At 32.9% G+C, this 19,086-nt stretch carries 13 protein-coding genes; 3 read left to right on the forward strand and 10 right to left on the reverse strand.

The window, feature by feature from the left end; translation table 11 throughout:
• Window positions 1-82: 82 nt before the first annotated feature.
• Both D5R40_RS01970 and D5R40_RS01975 read left to right on the forward strand, forming a co-directional pair.
• Window positions 83-1,564 (forward strand): 2-succinylbenzoate--CoA ligase, encoded by a 1,482-nt coding sequence (locus D5R40_RS01970; RefSeq protein ID WP_240038843.1) that lies wholly within the window; start codon window positions 83-85, stop codon window positions 1,562-1,564.
• Between the two features lie 857 nt (window positions 1,565-2,421).
• Window positions 2,422-3,576 (forward strand): alkene reductase, encoded by a 1,155-nt coding sequence (locus D5R40_RS01975; RefSeq protein WP_124143990.1) that lies wholly within the window; start codon window positions 2,422-2,424, stop codon window positions 3,574-3,576.
• A gap of 432 nt (window positions 3,577-4,008) precedes the next feature.
• Here the strand turns inward: D5R40_RS01975 and D5R40_RS01980 are convergent, their stop codons facing one another.
• Window positions 4,009-5,010 carry a glycosyltransferase family 2 protein gene (locus tag D5R40_RS01980; RefSeq protein WP_124143989.1) on the reverse strand — a complete coding sequence of 334 codons (1,002 nt, stop codon included), beginning with the start codon at window positions 5,008-5,010 and terminating at the stop codon, window positions 4,009-4,011.
• Window positions 5,011-5,401: 391 nt separating this feature from the next.
• Here D5R40_RS01980 and D5R40_RS42340 point away from each other — a divergent pair, with 391 nt between their 5' ends.
• Window positions 5,402-5,701 carry a hypothetical protein gene (locus D5R40_RS42340; protein ID WP_192901262.1) on the forward strand — a complete coding sequence of 100 codons (300 nt, stop codon included), beginning with the start codon at window positions 5,402-5,404 and terminating at the stop codon, window positions 5,699-5,701.
• A gap of 353 nt (window positions 5,702-6,054) precedes the next feature.
• Here the strand turns inward: D5R40_RS42340 and D5R40_RS01990 are convergent, their stop codons facing one another.
• From D5R40_RS01990 to D5R40_RS02030, 9 genes are all read right to left on the reverse strand, one after another.
• Window positions 6,055-6,720, reverse strand: coding sequence for a TVP38/TMEM64 family protein (locus tag D5R40_RS01990; protein ID WP_205127287.1), 666 nt, complete (start codon window positions 6,718-6,720; stop codon window positions 6,055-6,057).
• A 115-nt stretch (window positions 6,721-6,835) separates the two neighbouring features.
• Window positions 6,836-7,804 carry a glycosyltransferase family 2 protein gene (locus D5R40_RS01995; RefSeq protein ID WP_124143988.1) on the reverse strand — a complete coding sequence of 323 codons (969 nt, stop codon included), beginning with the start codon at window positions 7,802-7,804 and terminating at the stop codon, window positions 6,836-6,838.
• A gap of 304 nt (window positions 7,805-8,108) precedes the next feature.
• Window positions 8,109-9,359 (reverse strand): hypothetical protein, encoded by a 1,251-nt coding sequence (locus tag D5R40_RS02000; RefSeq protein ID WP_205127286.1) that lies wholly within the window; start codon window positions 9,357-9,359, stop codon window positions 8,109-8,111.
• A gap of 26 nt (window positions 9,360-9,385) precedes the next feature.
• The gene (locus D5R40_RS02005; protein ID WP_124143987.1) at window positions 9,386-10,138 is read right to left on the reverse strand and encodes a hypothetical protein; all 753 of its coding nucleotides are present in this window, start codon (window positions 10,136-10,138) and stop codon (window positions 9,386-9,388) included.
• Window positions 10,139-10,177: 39 nt separating this feature from the next.
• Window positions 10,178-10,609 (reverse strand): hypothetical protein, encoded by a 432-nt coding sequence (locus tag D5R40_RS02010; protein WP_124143986.1) that lies wholly within the window; start codon window positions 10,607-10,609, stop codon window positions 10,178-10,180.
• 364 nt (window positions 10,610-10,973) lie between these two features.
• The gene (locus D5R40_RS02015) at window positions 10,974-12,455 is read right to left on the reverse strand and encodes an MBOAT family O-acyltransferase (protein ID WP_124143985.1); all 1,482 of its coding nucleotides are present in this window, start codon (window positions 12,453-12,455) and stop codon (window positions 10,974-10,976) included.
• A gap of 483 nt (window positions 12,456-12,938) precedes the next feature.
• Complete coding sequence (locus D5R40_RS02020) at window positions 12,939-14,825, reverse strand: DCC1-like thiol-disulfide oxidoreductase family protein (protein ID WP_205127285.1); 1,887 nt, start codon at window positions 14,823-14,825, stop codon at window positions 12,939-12,941.
• A gap of 194 nt (window positions 14,826-15,019) precedes the next feature.
• Window positions 15,020-16,264: an NAD(P)/FAD-dependent oxidoreductase gene (locus D5R40_RS02025; protein WP_124143984.1), complete on the reverse strand. Its 1,245-nt coding sequence runs from the start codon at window positions 16,262-16,264 to the stop codon at window positions 15,020-15,022.
• Between the two features lie 1,105 nt (window positions 16,265-17,369).
• Window positions 17,370-18,827, reverse strand: a complete 1,458-nt coding sequence (locus D5R40_RS02030) for an MBOAT family O-acyltransferase (RefSeq protein WP_124143983.1) — start codon at window positions 18,825-18,827, stop codon at window positions 17,370-17,372.
• Window positions 18,828-19,086 lie beyond the last annotated feature (259 nt).

Consider the following 19,086-nt stretch of genomic DNA (forward strand, 5'->3'; position numbering starts at 1 on the left):
GAACATAATTACAACAAAATCTACTCAAAAATTGTGCTTTTGGTTTTGTAATTCCCCATTGATTTAATGAACAAGAGAAAATATGACAAGACAATTTATGAACCAAATTTTTAACTATCTGAGTGCAAATAGTGATTTACTAATTAGTAATGAAAGTAGTTATATCTACTCTATTAGTCAAAAAAAGTTTGATTACTTGAACGAAAATTTTCACCCAGAATCTGCACCAAAGATATTTATATCAGAATCAAAACCAACAGAATTTATTACCAGTTTTGTTGCTGCTGTTGCTACTGGTTTTCAAGTCTTTCTATGTAATCCAAATTGGGGGAAACAAGAATGGGAACAAGTATTAGAATTAGTACAACCAGATATAATTTTTGGAAATACTCCCGACGAAAATTTTCTAGGAGCAGATATATACAAAAATGATGTATCTCCTCAAAATAGCATCTCTCTAAAACCAATACATACTAATAATAATACCAAGGAATTTTTTCCAAAAAATTTGATTATGATTCCTACTGGTGGCTCATCTGGAAAAGTTAAATTTACCATTCATACATGGGAAACATTAATAGCATCTGTGGAAGGCTTCCAAAAATATTTCCAAGTACAAAAAATTAACTCATTTTGTGTTTTACCCTTATATCACGTCAGTGGTTTAATGCAATTCATGCGCTCCTTTATTACTGGAGGAAATTTAGTAATTTTGCCATCATATAAAGAAATTTTCGACAAAAAGGAATGGAATATTAATCCCAATAAATTTTTTATTTCCCTAGTACCAACTCAATTACAAAAGCTGATACAAAATTCAGAAACAGCAAAATGGTTATCTAATTTTCAGACAGTGCTTTTAGGTGGCGCACCTGCTTGGCAGGAATTATTTGATGTAGCTAGAAAATATCAGATTAGATTAGCACCTACTTACGGAATGACTGAAACTGCTGCTCAAATTGCTACTCTTAAACCCAAAGATTTTTTGAAAGGAAATAATAGCAACGGTCAAATTTTACCCCACGCAGAAATTATGATTAAAAGTGAAAATGGGGAGATTTTAGGCAAAAATAAAATTGGAATTATTAACATCAAAGCTCATTCTTTAGCATTAGGATATTATCCCAACTTATTTAATTCTTCTGAAAGTTTTGTGACGGATGATTTAGGATTTTTGGATAATCAAAATTACTTAAATATAGTAGGTCGTCGTAGTCAAAAAATTATTACTGGTGGGGAAAATGTTTTTCCGGCAGAAGTAGAAGCAGCTATTTTAGCAACTGGATTAGTTACTGATGTTTGTGTAATAGGTTTACCCGATAAATATTGGGGTGAAATTGTGACTGCTGTTTATGTTTCTGATGACTTAGAAGTTTCTGTAGAAAAGTTTATGGCTACTATTAATGAAAAATTGAGTAAGTTTAAACAACCTAAATCTTGGGTTAAAGTTAAAAATTTACCTCGTAATTATCAGGGTAAAATTAATCGTGAATTGTTAAAAGAAATAGCAATTCAGAAAGAAGAAGTAAGAAGTAAGAAGGAAGAAGGAAGAAGGAGGCTTTAGTTATTTAGGATAGAAGAAAATATTACATTGCCTGAATTTTAAATTTTTGATATTTCGACATCTTTCTTTTCAGAAGGAAGAAGGAAGAAGGAGGCTTTAGTTATCTAGGAGACAAGAAAATATTACATTGTCTAAATTTTAAATTTTTGATATTTCGGCATCTTTCTTTTCAGAAGGAAGAAGGAGGCTTTAGTTATCTAGGAGACAAGAAAATATTACATTGTCTAAATTTTAAATTTTTGATATTTCGGCATCTTTTCTTTCAGAAGGAAGAAGGAAGAAGGAAGAAGAAAGAAGAAGACTTTATACCAATTATCATGCATTAGTGCTATGGTTGCGTAATACTTCAGTTATTAACTAATTCGTAGAATCCGAATTACTTTTCAGAAGGAAGAAGAAAGAAGGAGGCTTTAGTTATCTAGGAGAGAAGAAAAGAGTGCATCTCATAGCAAGCAAAAATACTTTGTTTCTATATATTCCCTGTTGCCAGATGAGCTGTTGCCTGTTGCCTAAAAGCAATAATTTTTTAGCTTTATTCACTCATTGAGATACACCCGAAGAAAATATTACATTGTCTAAATTTTAAACTTTTGATATTTCGGAACCTTTCCTTTTTGACTTTTTAACTCATACTAATTCAAGCTCTAATCAAACTTACACCTGACTGCTGAATGCTGAATGCTTACATAATCTTGCTCTTGATTAAGCAAAATTATTTAATACTAAATCTATAGCTATAGATAGTTAAATATCACTCAAAATTATAATTTTTTGATAACTTCAATCTATGTTTAATTCCAGGTAAAATAAACCAATGAATATGAAATTATCATCCTAGAAACTGAGCAATAAAAAAAATGACTACTCAAACAAATTCACAAACCCTACTAACTCCCTTAATGATGGGAGATTTAACCCTAAAAAATCGAGTTGTCATGGCTCCAATGACCCGATCGCGAGCAGGCACAGAGCGAATGCCCAATGCGATGATGGCCGAATATTATGCTCAAAGAGCTGGGGCAGGTTTAATCATTTCAGAAGCAACTGTCATTTCCAAACAAGCTAATGGTTGGCTAAATACACCAGGCATTTACTCAGACGAACAGACAGAAGCTTGGAAACAAGTTGTAGATGCTGTCCATAGCAAAGGAACTCCTATGTTCCTTCAACTTTGGCACTGTGGACGAGCTTCTCATAGCAGCTTTCAGGAAAATGGTCAATTGCCAGTAGCGCCCTCTGCTATTAAGTTGAATCAAGAATACATTCATACTCCCATTGGCAAACAACCATTAGAAACTCCTCGCGCTCTAGAAACAGAAGAGATTCCGGGAATTGTAGAAGATTATCGTTTAGCTGCCGAACGTGCAAAGTCTGCTGGTTTTGATGGAGTAGAGATTCACGGAGCAAATGGCTATTTGATTGACGAATTTCTACAGTCAAAAACTAATCATCGGAGCGATCGCTATGGTGGCCGTCTGGAAAACAGATTTCAGTTTCTCAAAGAAATTGTAGAGTCTATTTTAACTGTTTGGCCTGCTAATAGAGTTGGGGTAAGAATTTCTCCTAATGGTAATTTTAACGATATGGGTTCGCCAGATTTTCGGGAAACTTTTATTTATGTTGCGCAACAGTTAAATAATTATGGGTTAACTTATCTTCACGTTATGGATGGTTTAGCTTTTGGTTATCACGAATTAGGTGAACCGATGACTTTGGCTGAATTTAGAGAGGTATTCACCAGCACTCTTATCGGAAATTGTGGATATACTCAAGAAACTGCTGAAACAGCAATTCAAGCTGGAAATGCCGATCTAATTGCTTTTGGACGACCCTTTATGAGTAATCCAGATTTAGTAGAACGTTTTACTAATGGCTATCCTCTTAATCCACCTGCTGATGTAAAAATTTGGTATTCATTTGACAAAGAAGGATATATTGATTTTCCCACTTATCAACAATCCCCAGTAATTAGATCAGGAGTCAGGAGTCAGGAGTTAGGAGTCAGGAGTTAGGAGTCAGTAGTTAGAAAAGAGTTTTTCAGTGACTTTAGAGTCAGAAATAGGTATAGTCCAATAGGGTTCAGTTAAGGTTTTTTTTGGCAGTTCTGTCATCTGAAAACCTCATGTACATCTAATAGTTCCATACCTTATGAGTTTTGGTCTTATCTGATTGCGCAGCATGACCTAGGAAACTGTATTGAGGTATAATCCCCACTGTTGTTTTGGGCAAAAATTTACCACTAATATCAGTTTTATATGAGGTTGCATAGAATGATGAAATTCATTAAATCTATCTATCTTTATCTAAGCTTACCTGCGGTCAATTATGCTTGAAATATTATTCTATGCAGCTTCATTTCAATTTGGTATAATTGAATTTCATACATTTATTCAGCAAGACCTAAACGCCTTTTCCTTCTTCCTTCTTCCTTCTCCCTTCTTCTATTAATTTTTACCAACAATTTCTCTAACTCGATAAATAGGTCGTTCTTGAGATTCGTGATAAGTTCGCATCAGTAATTCTGCCAATAAACCAAAACTAAATAATTGTAAACCTGCAAGTAATAACACAACAATTAAAATTAGTAGAGGGCGATCGCCAATCTGTTCATTCAAGCCAAATTTGAGGATAGTTAAATAAATCCCCAAAAATAGACCAACTCCCCCAGAAATAAAACCCAACATTCCAAAAACGTGCATCGGTCTAGTGAGGAATTTTTTCATAAAAAATACTGTTAATAAATCCATCACAACTCGGAAAGTTCGCCCTAAACCATACTTACTTTTACCATAGCGACGAGCATAGTGGTTAACAGGTATTTCTGTAATTCTTGCTCCTTCAATAAAAGCTAAAGCTGGTAAAAATCTATGTAATTCACCATAAAGGTTCATATCAGCAACCAATTCCAAACGATAAGCTTTTAAAGAACAACCATAATCATGTAAATTTACCCCTGTAACTTTACCAATTATCCAATTAGCAATTTTAGAAGGAAGTAGTCGTGTAACAGCATCATCCTGCCTATTTTTTCGCCACCCACTAACTAAGTCATAACCTTCATTGAGCTTAGATAATAATAGTGGAATATCAGCCGGATCATTTTGTAAATCTCCATCTAAAGTGACAACTACTTTGGCCGTAGCATACTTAAACCCTGCTGCCATAGCTGCAGTTTGTCCATAATTTCGGCGGAGAATTACTGCTTTTAAATCTGTACGTTTTTGAGCTAATTCTGTTAGTAGTTTTGTCGAACCATCCCGAGATCCATCATCTACACAAATAATTTCGTAGGTAAGCTGATTTTCCCTTAAACTAGTAGAAATTGTTTCCAGTAGTTGAGGAATACTATCAACTTCATTGTAAATAGGTGTCACAATAGATATATCTAATAGAGTAGGAGAACTTTTATTTACTCCTATCTCTTGAGTGGATAAATAGTTACTCATTTTGATTAGCTACTATGGATAAATCTTTATTTTATTTAGTTTATCATAACAACTTGAATTTTTGACTGAGTATTCGTAGCAGCAAAATTAGTAATAATTTTAACCAAGACTACTCTAGGGGTAAATACAGAAAGCGAAAACTTGTCTAAGAGACTGTTTGTAAAGTTTTGTAATATACAATGATTGACCTTTAAACTGTACAAATTGGTTATTTATCCCAGATTTATAGGCTGAAATACCCAATTTGCGAGGGGTAAAAACACTTCATAATTCTTTACAAACAACCTCTAAAGTCTCTCAAAATTACTCATAATTATAGCTATAAAACTAAAATGAGTAAGTTTGTTCAGTTGTATATCCATGATAATCGTGAGATTGGCGTTCGCGGAGCGTGGCGTCAGGCATATCGCCTATTTCAATTGGATTTGGGTTCATAGTCGCATTTGAAAATACATCAGCACAAAGGGCAGGTTTAGTGATCGCTCCTTGGAACTGGAATGACTTAATTACTTATCCCACACTTTGCGCTCTGCACTACCCAATTTACAAAAAAGCATTAAAAAAAGGAATTTTTCATCTGCCGATGAGTGAAATAAAAATTCCCACTTCACAGACAGAAATAATAGAGGCAAGAATTATCCCCAAAATTAGCTTTTATATAATAGAAATAGTCTATGAAAAATCGGAGTAAACAACAAATAATCAACAAATAGCAGGAGTATATTTAGGAGTAAATAATTTAATAGCTGTAACGACAAATAAAACAGTAATTTTACCTCTTTTGATTAAAGGCAGACCATTAAAAGCCATTAATAAATTTTATAATAAACGACGCTCTTGTTTACCGAAAAATTGTGGTTTAAAGCCTCCACTTTTAAGGTGATAATAAATCAAAATTTTCATGATTAGTCAATAGAGCATTAATTCTTAAGATATAGGTGACATAACATAATAGTTGAAACTAATTTGATGAATCAACTCTTAATTTAAACTTGCTTTTCATTTTTGTTATTTGGTTATTTTTGGATATTAACCAAAAGAGATTTAATTATCAAAAAAATCTGATGAAGATGAATCTTTCATTTCTTCTATAACTTTCTTTGGCAGACTGCGACGACGACGATACCAAGTTGCACCTCCTACTAACATAGCGATGAGACTTAACGCTCCAACTAAAGGCAAAATGTCACCTGTTTTTAATGCTGTTAAACCAGAACTTCCTAACATTACAAAAGGCAAAACACCAGGTAAAGTTCCCAAGATAGTGCCTAATAGATAATCTTTAAAACTAACAGATGTTAAACCAGCAGCAAAATTTACTAAACCATAAGGAATGATTGGCAATAAACGAATGGCAAACATATAAAATAATCCTCCCTGACGCATTTCAGCATCCATTGCTTGCCATCTTCCAGCCAACTTTTGAGAAATCCATTCTCGACCTACAGTACGAGAATAATAAAATGCGATAATTGCAGCAATAATTGCTGCTAAACTTGTCCATAATGTACCGATCCAGGGTCCAAAAATTGCGCCTCCAGCCAGATTAAGTGCTGTAGAAGGTAAAACTAAAATAGTTGCTATTGTATAAATAACTATATAGATTATTGGTGCCCAAATACCTGCTCGTTCTAGCCAACTTTGAACTTGTTCCGGAGGTAAACCACCTAATAAATAAGCTGCATAAATAAGCTGCTGTTCCAGTGGCAATTATACAAATAATTGTCAGGAGAAAAATACCAGTTTTAAGATTGAACATTAAATCTCTACTCCGACCCAAAATTACTGCTTTAGTATTCTTGATTTAATGACAAAAACTTTGAGATTATTCACTCCTAGTCATCTGATTTTCAAATCCATAACTTTCTCTGACTAAATAAAGAGGTCTTCTCTTGACTTCTTCATGAACGCGACCTAAATATTCACCTAAAATTCCTAGAGATAATAACTGCATTCCACCTAAAAATAATATCGCTACTATTAATGAAGCGTAACCAGGAACATCAATTCCAAATATCAAAGTCCGAATCACTAAAAAGCTAGCATAAATAAATGAAATTAAAGAAATTGATATCCCAATATAGCTCCAAATTTTGAGAGGTATTGAACTAAAAGCAGTGATACCTTCAATTGCTAAATTCCAGAGTTGCCAATAATTCCATTTTGTTTCACCTTTGAAACGAAGACCTCGGTCATATAATATTGAAGTTTGTTGATAACCTACCCAGGAAAATAAACCCTTCATAAAACGGTTAGTTTCTGGTAACTTTTTGAGAGCTTCTACAACTTTTCGGTCCATTAACCTGAAGTCGCCAGTATCGGGCGGAATTTCTACAGGGGTCAAACGTTGAATTGTACGATAGAATCTTTGGGCTGTGAATTTTTTGATCCAACTTTCTCCTTGGCGCGATCGCCTAGTTGCGTAGACCACATCATATCCTTCTCGCCACTTGGCTATCATTTCCACAATTAATTCTGGTGGGTCTTGTAGATCGGCATCTATGGGTATAACTGCATCGCCTACGGTATAGTCAATACCTGCTGTTATAGCAATTTCTTTACCAAAGTTACGGGAAAAGTTTACTACTTTAATTAAGGAATTGCGTTGATGATATTCTACTAATAACTTTAGAGTATTATCTTTACTACCATCATTAATACATATTATTTCATAAGTCATTTCTAGAGGCTTTAGCACTGATATTAGCCGTTCAAACAAATAATCAATATTTGGCTCCTCGTTATAAAAAGGAATGACTATGGAAAGTTGTACTTTCTTTTCTTCTGAAAGCATATTAAAAGCAAATATAAAGTCGTGACCATCCAGATTATACCAACAACAAATTTATGCTATTCCCCCTGATATCGAATATTAATTAATTTTTATCAGGTACTTATATAATTTAGTATTTCTATTATTTGGCTTTTACTTCCATCAGAAAATATAGTAAAAATATGTCTATAGTCAAAAACTTTTCTAATTTTTGGGTAGATTAAGCTTGAGAGTAAGTAGAACTAAGTTGATTATTAATGCTCATAATTTGCCTCCTAGTCAAAGTAGATTTTAGTCAATTTAATATGTCAGATATAATTTTTATCTAGTTTAGTGCCCCATCATACTTTTGTTTAATTTCTTCTACCAACTTCACTTCATTAGAATTATTGTTTGCCCAAACTTCTCGGTCTTGACGAATTTTTTCTAGATGGGATTCAATATTTTCTTGATTAATTAAAATCCCAAAATCCTCTGGAACTTCTTCTTCTTTGTAAGATAAAATTCGATTCAAAACTAAATCCCCAACTTTCTTAGTGTAATGAAAATTATCTCTATAGTTTTCCATACCACTATGGATTGGTTCAATTGTGATACTATTGTATCCAGAAAAATCAAATACTGGAGTAATTTTTACAACTTCACGTTTCCATTCTTCAAAAGTTGACCACTCACCTGTTGCTCTAATTGCTTCCCACTGAGTTGCATGAGAGGGAGAAATAAATACAATTAACTTAACTTGATTTTTCTGACATAAATCTACTATTTTTTTTAATTCAATTAATGGAGTAGATAATTTATACTTAGCATGATCATTAAAATAATTATTGATACCATATTGAAACTTATCTTTAGTTTTGTCTGGGTCAGGATTTAGAACTGGCATAAATCCATTTGCTTCATAAGGAATATCATCTAGGGAAGTTTTATTACTATCAATTATAGTCTTTTTACTAGCTAAAACTCCATTCATAGACAAGGCTACATGAATTATATCTTTCGGGGAAATATACTGTTTTTTTAACCTGTATTCAGCAAAGGTTCCTCGACGCTTAGTAAATGAATTAAACATCAAAAAATCTAAGCCAATAATAGCCAAACTTAATTCTTGTTGGTTAGCAATACTATGTTCTAAATAACGTCGTAATTCATAAGCAGTTATAGCATTTAGTCCTAAATTATAAGCAGGTTGTTCATTCTTTAAAGCTGGATAATTAGTATCTAAACCTTGTTTAGTTTTAGATGAACCCATTAAAACAGTAATAGGTTTAATCCTAATAACATCAGTTGCCTTGAAGAGGCGATCGTTATTATCTTTCCGAGGTTTTGAATGATTTATTCCTAAGAAATTGGGAGTATTAAAAACATCATAAGGATCGACAACAATGTTAAATATTCCTACAGTAACTATAGGGAGAAATACTGACAAGAAAAACATCCAATTATATCGGCGATATTTTTTTCTATTTGCCACATATTTTTCTGATTTTTGAGGATATGAAGAATTAGAAGCAGTAGAACTAAGTTGATTATTGATACTCATATGTAGCTCCAAGTCAAAGTAGATTTTAGTCAATTTAATATGTCAGATATAATTTTTATCTAGTTTAGTGCCCCATCATACTTTTGTTTAATTTCTTCTACCAACTTCACTTCATCAGGATTATTTTTAGCCCAAACTTCTCGGTGTTGACGAATTTTTTCTAGATGGGATTCAATATTTTCTGAATTAATTAAAACTCCAAAATCCTTTGGAACTTCTTCTTCTTTGTAAGACAGGATTCTGTTCAAAATTAAATTCCCTACTTTAGGAGTGTAATGAGAATTCTCTGTATAATTTTCCATATTATTATGAATAGCTTCAGTTGTGACACTGTTATATCCAGAAAAGTCAAAGACATCACTAATTTCTACAACTTTACGTTTCCATTCTTCAAAAGTTGACCACTGACCAGAACTTTTAATAATTTCCCATTGAGTTGCATGAGCAGGAGAAATATATGATATTAATTTAATTTGATTTTCTTTACATAAATCGACTACTTTTTTGAATTCATCTAGTAATTGAGGAGATACTTGAAATATTGTAGAGTAACCTACATAATAATTATTCATAATTCTTTCAAATCTAGACTTAGTTTTTTTCGGGTCAACATTTAGATAAGGTATAAATCCATTTTCTCCATCAAAAATATTATTTGGCAGATTTTTATTACTATCAATTAATGTTTCTTGACTTGCCAAAAAGGCATCTAAAGAGAAAGTAATATTAAGCAAGTCTTCCAAGAGAATATATTTTTTTTCTAGTCTCTGCTCAGAAAAATTTTGCCTGGTTCCTATCAACGAATTAAACATAAAAAAATCTAAGCCTATAACAACTAAGTCTAATTCCTTCTAATTAGCGATCGCGTGTTCTAAATAGCGTCGTAACTCATAGAAATTTCCCTTAGTAAGTGCTAAATTATCAGCCAGCTTATAATTTTTTAAAGCTAGATAGTTAGGATCTATAGCGCGTTTTGTTCTCGATGAACCCATAAAAACTGTTACAGGTTTAATGCGGATAACATCAGTTGCTTTAAAGAGGCTATCACTATTATCTTTCCGAGGTTTTGAATGATTTATTCCTAAGAAATTGGGAGTATTAAATACATCATAAGGATCGACAATAATATTAAATACTCCCACAGTAACTACAGGGAGAAATACTGATACTAAAAATAGCCAATTATATCGACGATATTTTTTTCTATTTACCATATATTTTTCTAATTTTTTAGCAGTTAAAGGTTGATATAAACTATAACTAAGTTGATTATTTGAACTCATATTTTATATCCAAATCAAAGTAGATTTTAGTTAATTTAATATCTTAAACATAATTTTTATCTAGTTTAGTGAGACATCATATTTTTGTTTAATTTCTTTTACTAACTTCACTTCATCAGGATTATTTTTCGCCCAATTTTCTCGGTCTTGAGGAATTTTTGCTAAATGTGATTCAATATTTTCTCGATTAATTAAAACTCCAAAATCCTCTAAAAATTATTCTTCTTTATCAGAAATAAGCCTGTTCAAAATTAAATTCCTTACTTTAGGAGTGTAATAAGAATTATCTGTTTTTTTGGGAGGATAAGCTTGGGAGTATGTAGAACTAAGTTGATTATTTATGCTCATAATTTATCCAAACAATTTAAAATTGGAAATAAAGAAATTCAGACACACGATTCAGCGATAATAAAGCTAAACTTGTCAAAATACCAATCCAAACTGCCCACCACCAAGTAGGTTTTAACTTTGCCAAAATTTCCTGAGTATTTGGTAGGAAACTTACAGAAAAGGTTAAACCTATTAAACCCAAAATTGAGAAAATTTTACTCCCCAAAAATTCCGGCAAATAATTCATATCCGACCAAGATTTGAGCTGAAAACCAAAATTAGTTAACACAGATAATTTATCTTTAGCTTCCCCTGGTATAACAACCCCATTTAGACCTGCCATTGTCTGTAAAATATCTAGACCATCTTGAATATTTTGCGATCGAAATAACACCCAACCAACAATAACAGCAACAAAAGTAATTACCCACGCCAATACTTTCGGCATCGGAATATTTAACTTTCGCCAACCATGATTTATACATAAATATGTACCGTGTAAACCTCCCCAAATTACATAAGTCCAACCTGCACCATGCCATAATCCACCTAACAGCATTGTTGTCAAAAGATTACTATAACTACGTACTTCTCCACGACGACTTCCACCCAGGGGAATATATAAATAATCTCTCAGAAAATTGGATAAAGTAATATGCCATCTTTGCCAAAAATCACTAATAGAAGTAGCCTTGTAGGGAGAGTTAAAATTAATCGGTAATTTAATATTAAACATCAACCCCAAACCGATCGCCATATCGGAGTAACCAGAAAAATCAAAATATAGCTGAAAAGTGTAACTTAAAGCTCCTACCCAAGCTTCAATAAAACTCAACTCAGAAGCATTATTAAAAGCTAGTGCTACCCAATGCGATATAGTGTCAGCTATCAAAACTTTTTTACATAATCCCAGACTAAAAATACTTAAACCCAAAGCCATATTTTTCTGGGAAAAAATATAACTACGCAATTGACGAAACTGGGGAATAAGTTCATCGTGGCGTAAAATAGGTCCGGCGATTAATTGGGGAAAGAAAACCACAAAGAAACTATAAGTAAGTAAATCATAATTAGTCTCTCTTGTTTCCCCACGATAAGCATCTACTAAATAAGCTATCTGAGTAAAAGTATAAAAAGAAATTGCCAAAGGCAAAATAATTTGCCCAGCATTCAAATTTGTAGAAACTACTGAATTAACAGTATCCAAGAAAAAGTTCGCATATTTATAATAGGAAATTATTGCTAAATTAAGAGCTATACCTACCCAAAGTAAAATATTTGCTCGCTTACTTTCCGGTTTAGCTTCAGCAATAAATTTACCCATTTGATAATTCCACAAAATAGAAATTATCAGCAGAGGCAAATAAGCAACATTCCAATAACCGTAAAAAGCAAAAGAGCTAGCAGTCAACCAAACCTTAGCAGCTTTAATTAAACCAAACTTGGTTAAGGCAAAGAATACAATCAGAGTTAAAGGTAAAAAACCAAAGATAAAAATATAAGAGTTAAATAACATACCAGGGCAAACACATCTTATTTTTGAAGTTTTTGTAGGGCAAGGATGTAATGGTTCTAAGTATTTATACTCATTACTCTTCTAAAGCTTAACGGTAGAAGGTTCCAGAATTTAGATGCGTTTTCCCTGAATTAAGATACCTAATCACTTTCTCCGATACGATTTTGCTAACAAATGTTAACAATGCACAGCAAGATAGCCTGCTGAGGGGGTATCTCCCAAAGTCTACAAGAAAACCTGTAGACGCTTTTTAAACACTTACATCGTCTTGGTTATCGACGTTCGCAGAAGTTTTAATTACTTGACCATGCTAGGGGTAACTTATCAGGATAGCGGTTACATAGTGGCCTGGTGCGTGCACCACAAACTACTCTGTCTGCACATGATTATAGCACAATCTATGCAACTATATCGGTATAACTATATCAACGTATATGAATTTATGTGAATAAATATTAGCAAATCAACAATAGTTAATCAACCCTAATTATTTTCTTGGTCATCTGAACAAGATTTTTGCATGACACTTTTCTTTTCCACAGTTTGTGTTTCCCCTGGTGGTACAGTTCTCTCATCCATAAAGAAAATATCGAAACTTTCTAATTTTTCCGAACCTTCATTCTTTTTATTCCATTCACGACACACATACTCTGCATAATAAGGATAAAGTTTTTTACCTATAGCTCGATTGAAATTTAGGAAATAAGTCCGCCACTGCATATTAGAATACAATTTATTAAATTCTCTTAGAGTTGGTTTATCCCAACTTAAAGGCTCTCCTTTTTTATACAAAACATCAACTTCTTTACCATTTTTCAACTTACCAGGAATAACATGCCAACCATCATCTCTAGGTGGAGCAGGAGCAAAGATACTCCAAGATTTATCTAATTTTGTCACCTTACCAAAAACATCTAACCTTTGTACAATCCGACGTTGAAATAATTTGTGAGTCTTAGTAATTAAATCTTGCTTTTGTACTTTTCTTCTTTGATAGGTTTGTTTGACAAAACTTTTAACGTTCCAAATAAAAGTATAAATAATTAGTAAAAATATAATGATATTTAATCCGCGATAAGGACGTATATTTAAAGGACGAAATTGAAGAGGTTTAGTAAAGTTGCCAGCAAATTTTCTATTATTGGCAATAGTTTCATAAAATTTAGTTCCAATTGGCATGATTGATGGTAATCCCATCACAAAAGCCAAAGGTTTAAATATAGGAGACAAACTAAATACATAAACTAAAGCTTCCCATTTAAAAAGTCGATTTTCTTGCCAGTCTACCACTACCCAAGAATTTTTATCCTGCATATCAGCATAGATAGATTCATCAGTTTGACAAGTCGTTAATGGCGTTCCCGGTAAAATCAAAAAAGTGCGTAGCAGATAAACAACTTTCTTACAAAATCCACAGTCTTTATCATAATAAATCTTTAATCCTTGCCGTTCATTTGTCTTAATTTTTTCCTGCCAATTATCCCATACTGGTGTAGGAATCAAAGCCAACCAACTAACAATACTTAAAAAAGGAAATATTCCTATAGTAAAACACAAACCAAAAGTAATATGTAAAAGAATAAATGAAACAACAGCAAAGGAACGGAAAAACGTAATTCCAAAAGGAATAAAAATCATCCAAGGTCCTAACCATTCAAACCAAAGAGCTGCCCAGGTTAGTAACTTTAATATAGGCTGAGGAAAACTTAGTAAAAATTGCCCGAATGTTGTAGCATACCCATCAAAACTCAAAGAATAATAGACAGCATCTCCATCAGGCCACCATAATTCACTTTTTGTTTTATATGCTGCTGAACCTGCGTAAATAAGCACCATTTGTGCCATTAATGCAAAAGTAGCAGCAGAACAAATACGTTTCGGTAATTTTTCTGTTGATGAATTCAATGCACTATCAATTGAATAGTTTGCTCCCAATGGTAAGAACATTGACCAAAAAAGTAGCACCCTTAATACATCATCTCCAGCAAAAATCAGGGTAGGATTTCTATTATGAATAGAAATAATAAACGCCCACATAGCAATAGTTGCTAATCTAGTTCGATATCCTACTAACAAAGCTATAGCTATTAATCCTGCAAATAAGAAAATTAACCCCTGTACAAAAGCTGCACCACTAATTGAATTTATTGACCAATACAAAGGACTTGAAATTTCCTTGAGTAATGTTCGAGGCAATACTCCAGCATCACTATAATGAGCTGTTAAATCTCCAGCACGGATAATTAAATCTGTGATAATTATTAACGCTAACCCTATTCTAAATAGGGCAAGCGATCGCAAATCTAAACCAAACAATTTTTCCAGTGTGGCACCTAAATTATTTTTTTCCTTTTCCATACTTACTGTCATTTTAATTATTTATAGTAATTTCATTTGAGTTGCGTAAAAAACATGGTTGCTTTTAGGCAACAGGCAACAGGCAACAGGCAACAGGTAAGAAGGTTTGCCGAACTTTTTACTGTTAGCAAATAACTAATTCTTGTTTGACATATCATTTGAAAATGCTATAGTTATTGACTGTATTAAAATTATAAATTATCTATTTATCTCAATTTTTTGTGACTAGCTGATTTGCCAAATAAATGTTGCCACCAAACTTGTAATCTATGGCGAATAACTTTAAATTTGTGAGATAAAGTAGGTAATCTTTGAATATAAACTCCTAACCTAACCAAAGCAGCAAAAGAGCCAGATAAACTAATACCAAAACTAGAAATAGCTGCCGTATTCATCCCCAAAGTAATCATCTCTCCCAAATGTAAATAATGAAACGGTCTTGGGCGTTTATTATTTAAAGTTTTCCACAGATTTTTTGCTGCTTGACTTGCTTGTTGATAAGCAACTTGAGCTGTTGCTGGAAGTTGTTGATTATTGGGATATGAAATCTCCGCAACATCTCCTAATGCAAATACTTCTGGATAGTCCACTAACTGTAAAGTTGGCTCACAAATAAGTTGACCTCTAGAATTATGAGAACAATCCAAATTTTTCACCAACTCTCTCATTTGAGTTCCCGCAGTCCATAATATTAAATCGGTGGGGATAACAGCAGTTTCTCCAGCTTGCAAAATAGTGATTTTGTCAGTTTCAATAGCATTCACACCTGTCTGTAAACTGATTAAAACATTTCTTTTATCTAAAGCTCGTTGAGCATTTTTCCGAGTAGCAGGAGTAAAACTTTTCAGAATTTCCTTTCCTCTTTCTATCAGACGTATTTCTCCCCTTTTCCCTAATCTATCTGCTATTTTTCCTGCTAACTCTACCCCACTCGGACCCCCACCTACAATACTTACCAGAATTTTTTCTTGGCTAGAATTTTCCAAACTTTGTAACTTTTGTTCGAGGCGTTGAGTATCAGCTAAAGTTCTGAATGTCAAAACATTTTCTGCACCATTTGGTATTTTTCCATTAGTGACACCCACAGCAATAACTAAATAATCATAAGGCAAATTTCCTCCCTCTAAAAGTTTAACTTGACTAGTTTTTAAATCAATATCTTCAACCGTGTCTTGGCAAAACTGAATGTCTTTATTTTTGAGTAATTTATCAAAAGATGGAGCTATTTCCCAAGTTTTAAGTTCATCTGTAATCACCTCATAAAGTAAGGGAGTAAACACAATATGATCCTGTGAATCTATTAAAATTATTTGACAGTTTTTATGTTTAAATCCCCGAAAGCTTTGTAAATACAATGCTGTATAAAGACCGCCGAAGCCACCGCCTAAAATACAAATTTTTGTAGCTACATTACTTCCTTCGACTGTTTCAGATATTTTTCCAGTTTCCACAGCTTTTAATATTGATAATTATTGATTTTTGGCGTTGGTGAAAAGAGGTATGATATCTTGTCCGGATAAGAGCGCGAACAAAAAACTTTCCCCTTCTATTCCTTATTTCTTTTTCTTTATTCCCTCCTGACTCCTGACTCCTGACTCCTGACTCCTAAATAATTAAGATTAATATCATACCCTAATTTACCAGCGCCGATTTTTTACCTATTCTATAAAAATTACTCCTGACAAATCCCGATATGAAAATTTTCAGGAAGCAGCCTTCAACAATTAATTATTAATAATTAATTATTAATTATTAATTATTAATTATTAACTCTCCTTGAAAAAAAGAGAATTAACTCAAAATAATTTTTTTTCTTTTTTCTCCTTTAAAGGAGAGGCTTTAAATCTTAATTATTCGGTAATTTTTTTTAAATTAACTTCAAAATTTTTACAGGTATAGCAATTTACTCTGGCATATTTACGCATTATTTTTTGTACATCTTTTCTAGATTGCACTTAATAACTCTAAGTTGTAAGTACCTGAAAGCGCATTGCTATAATTATATTTTTGAATCAAGTCATATAAAACTTTTTGTCAGAGCAAAATGTATTAGTACCTAACCAATTTTACTATTCAGAATTCTCCTTGCCACTATTGTTTTCATACCCTAACACCTAACCCAAAGTTTTAATATGATAGTAGAGCTTGTTTTAACCTCCATCGACCGCATGTTTGGTTTTACTGAAATATTTCTTCAACCGATATACATCAACACTCCAAATTAAAATCAATATGATCGCATTTAATCTGTTAACCATTGTATTTCACGCCCCAAAAATTTTTGTAAATCCAAAATATTCTTCCGGAACAAATGTTTTAAATCTAATCATTAGACATCTTGCAGAAGTCAGGGAATAGGGTATTGGAAATAGGGAGATGAAATTATTGATTTGATATCTTAAATTGATTTAATTAACACTTTTACCGAAAATTTGTGGTTCAAACCCTTCTCTTTTAAGGGGATAAAAATAAAAATTTTCCTTTGAGTCAATCCTATCCGTTTTAAAGGAGAGGTAATTATTAATTATTAATTATTAATTGTTGAAAAGAGTTCTATTAAAACTCAAAGTAAATAAATTCAGAAGGAATAGTTGCCCCCAGTAAAATAGTTAAACCTAGCAGACCCCTAGATATCCAAGGAGATAGCAATAACTCATACTCATCTCGCTGCTGCCAAACTGCCAAATGTTCTAAAAATAATGCCCCGATCGCCACAGCTAAAGTAAAAACTAAAGCCCAAGCCTCATTTATGCTATAAGAGCTAAAAGCATCGATCACCCCTGAAAGTGAATAAGCTCCAGGTGTAACTAAAGTTACTAACTTAGTACCCAACCTACTAATATTAGTTTCCATAAAAAATAAACAGCCTAGAGTCACGGACATAAACGTCAAGGCCCAGGAAACTAAATCAGTTCTAGAAGTCCATCTACCCACAAACCTCTGAAAAGGTCTCCCGGCATATCTGATTGCCAATAGTAATGCTCCGTGGTAAGCTCCCCATAAAATAAAATTCCAGGCTGCCCCGTGCCAAAAGCCTGAAAGAGTAAATGTTATAAATAAATAAAATGGTGCCCATTGTTTATTTGCACCCATCAAAGGAATAAAAACATAGTCCCTAAACCAGTTACTCAGAGTAATGTGCCAACGTCGCCAAAATTCTTGGATACTGACAGAAGTGTAGGGTGCCAGAAAGTTTAATTCTAGTTTAACTCCCACAAATCTAGCGATACCAACAGCCATAAAGCTGTAACCACCAAAGTCAAAATATATTCTTAAAGTAAACAAAAAGGCATGAAACCAAACTAACAAAGCATTTGTTGCTTGCTCTAGGTCTATATATGGAGTAATGTTATCTGCTAGAACAAATTTCATAAATAAACCTAGAGATAACCATCGCAAACCTAATTCAAAGTTTTCTACAGTAAATTTGAATTTAAAAGATTCTAACTGGGGTAATAATTGTTTGCGTCTTTCGATTGGACCTGCTACAATTTGGGGAAAAAATGCGATAAAGTTGACGTAATCTATGAAATTAATTGGCTTTTTCTTTTTCGCTGTAAAAGAATCTACAACAAATGCCACCATCTGAAAAGTATAAAAAGAAATCCCTGGTGGAATAGTCTTATATACAGGTAAAGGAAAACTTTGTTGCCAATTATTCGGAATTCCTACCACTAAACCTACTACATCTTCTACAAAAAATGTGAGATATTTAAAGTATGCTAATACTGCTACATCAAATACTATTAAAAATGTAGCGATCGCCCTTGACTCCCAACCACGCCTTTGCAACATTAGTCGCACCATTATGTAGTTGAAAATCACCTCAAATATAAATACGGCAAAACTTTTTAAACTAGCATTTAAAAATAATGTTAGTGATAATACCATCAAGCCAATGGTATCAAAATAATCTTGCCAGAAGTTTAACCTTTTTCCTAGAGCGCGGATGGTGAAGAAAGGCACACTAAAAATCAGCAGCACCCACCAGAAGGAAAAATCCGAAAAATTCAATTAACTATTTCCTCCTCTATACTTGATAGCAACCTATCCCAATAAATTATGGTATGAGGTATTTGTCAATCTCTGAAATATTGAAATATTTTTTAGTTACCAAAAGCAATTTTATTATTGGTAACTAAGATTTTTAATTTTATGAAGATCAAGTCTTAATATATACTAAAAATCATTAGTATAACTAAGTAAAAATTCAGCCGTGAGCCATCAGCTATCTGCTATCTGCTATTACTTTTGGTAAACATTCAAAGCTGTA

Origin of the sequence: Okeania hirsuta (assembly GCF_003838195.1) — a bacterium.
In the GTDB taxonomy this organism is placed as follows: Bacteria; Cyanobacteriota; Cyanobacteriia; order Cyanobacteriales; family Microcoleaceae; genus Okeania; species Okeania hirsuta.